This window comes from Pseudomonas sp. P5_A12, from assembly GCF_056400685.1.
On the sequence record NZ_JBFUKU010000497.1, the window covers coordinates 1 to 2264 of the forward strand.

At 54.4% G+C, this 2264-nt stretch carries 1 protein-coding gene and 1 pseudogene; one reads left to right on the plus strand and one right to left on the minus strand.

What is annotated here, in order from left to right; all coding sequences use genetic code 11:
- Positions 1–43: 43 nt before the first annotated feature.
- A pseudogene (locus AC1DSG_RS30385) lies at positions 44–295 on the minus strand (DUF6124 family protein); the annotation flags it as partial.
- A 692-nt stretch (positions 296–987) separates the two neighbouring features.
- On the opposite strand from AC1DSG_RS30385, the gene AC1DSG_RS30390 reads away from it, so the two are divergent.
- Entirely contained in the window at positions 988–1698 is a 711-nt protein-coding gene (locus tag AC1DSG_RS30390) for a GntR family transcriptional regulator (protein WP_477794171.1), read from the plus strand.
- Positions 1699–2264 lie beyond the last annotated feature (566 nt).

Genomic DNA, 2264 nt, shown 5'->3' on the forward strand with positions numbered 1-2264 from the left:
CTGCTCGCGATGACGGACTTCAACTCACCACAAAATCATCCTGCTAAATCTTGACTGAACCCTCCGCCATCTCTGGCGACTCCAGGTGATCAAGCGCCCGTTCCACCAACAAATGAACTCCATCGGCCATGCGACTAAGCGCCAGCGCGACACAGCGGCATGAGCCTTCTACATCGTCGGCCAGGTCAGCAGCGATGGCGCTGATGGAGAGCAGGTCTTCGGAGGCGTTGGCCAGGAGGGCTTCGGTGGGGATGTCGGGGGAGACGGTGAAGAGGCGGCCTCTGCGGGGAGAAGGCGGATTTGGGTAACTTTGAACATAAGAAAATCTCCTAAACAGTCAGTTGGGACCGTCACCGTTCGCTTGCACGCGAATAGGGTGGCGGCCGTGCGCAGGTGTGCAAGACCGGGACTGTTTAGGACACCCAGCAGATCCGAGGATCTCCTGCGCGCAGCCGCCATAAAGCAGCGAGCATACAAATGCTCATCGTGAAATGGGGCAATACGCAACCTAAACAGTTTGGTCGGACTTGCACGTCCGTGTCACCGATTATTCAGTGACAAAGCCAGACTAGACCTGCGCTTTGCCCAGAACAAGTTCATCAAAACCGACGCAATTCGAAGGAAATCTCCTAGGAATTTTCCTTCAGATTTCCCGGTGCCTGCACCGACGCCTTCGCGGGCAAGCCCGCTCCTACAAGGGAATGGTGAACGACGCCCAACATGACGCCGGCCTGCGAAAAGCCCGTGGGATTGCGAAACGTACCGACAATGCGAGGCATCCGGGTCAGGCAAATGGAGTTCGGCCGATGGGGCAAGTTTGCCGGTAAAAGACACTGGCACAGTGCAATCACGGGCTACGGGCTAAACTTTGTATTGTGGGTGACATGAAAAGATTGCGATTGTGAACCTGACCCGTTTGACAAGCACTGTTGCAGTCACTAGTGTCCCTTTGGATCCAAATATTTCAGTCCAATAGGGTGCGTAGCAGTGCCACACAAGACCAACCCTCTCAGCAGCATCAAGGTCAGCGGGCCGATTCCCGCTCACCTCGCACGTTCGGTGATCGAAGAAACGCTGCGCTCGGCGATTCTCGATGGGCGCATCCCTTGCGGAACCGCGTTGCGCCAACAAGATCTGGCGGACCTGTTCGGCGTCAGCCGCATGCCCGTGCGCGAAGCCTTGCGCCAGCTCGAAGCCCAGGCGCTGCTCAACGTTATCGCCCATAAAGGTGCCGTCGTCGCACCGCTGGTTCAGGGTGATGCCGTTGAAACCTATGCGCTGCGGATTTTGTTGGAATCTGAGGCGCTGCGACTCTCCATTCCATTACTTGATAAAGCAGACTTCGAGGAGGCTGTCCGTCATATCGATGACATGGAAACAGAGCACGATTACACCGAGATTGGCCGGCTCAATCGCCTGTTCCATATGTCGCTGTACAGCAAGGCGCCTAACCGTCGGCTGTTGAGTCTGATTGAAGAAGGGTTGAACGAAGAGGAGCGTTTCCTGCGCTTCAACCTGGAAGCGATGGGCTTGGGCAAACTGTCCCAGGATGATCATCGAGCGCTGTTACGGGCCGCAGAAGACCGCAACATCGAGCGTGCGGTAAAGATGCTCGAGAATCACCTCAACCGGGGTGTCCAGGTCATTACACGCTACCTCGCCAGCCCTGAGGCGCTTAACAAGAAAATATCCCGGTAACCGCACCGGCAAGCCTGAACGAGCCAATCTCATTGCTCGTTTTCGCTTGTCGCGACGGCGGCAAGCCCCACTCTAAAGCCTTGTCCTCGATTTCTCCCTCCCAAGCCCAATAATTGCACCGAGAAGTGACGTTTCGGTGATAGCGGCTGCCGTGATTTACGCTCACTCTTGAACTGCCAATAACGAATGAACGGGCGACGCTACGCACCTGCGCAGCAGTCCCCCGCAACAAGAACCTAAGGAAGGAGTCTTGTCACGGGAAAGGAAGCACCGGCGTTTATCCCAGCCAACTTCCACCCCCTAAAGTCACGTCAATGATTCAACTATGAAAGTTGCTTCGAGTGAGGCATTCACTCTTCATTTCAATTCTGACCATTATTAGTCGGAAGGAGCAACTACGCCCAAGTAAAACTTCAATTAAAAGTTTTACAGGGATTTGTCGCACTTGAAAAAACCGAACTTCTATTTAATTTAAAAATAACTTGCCGTGAACTTTATCCGTGTATTAGTTTTTGTACGCCGCACTTAGCACAGGGCCGCGAACCCTGCCCTGCGGACTCACAATC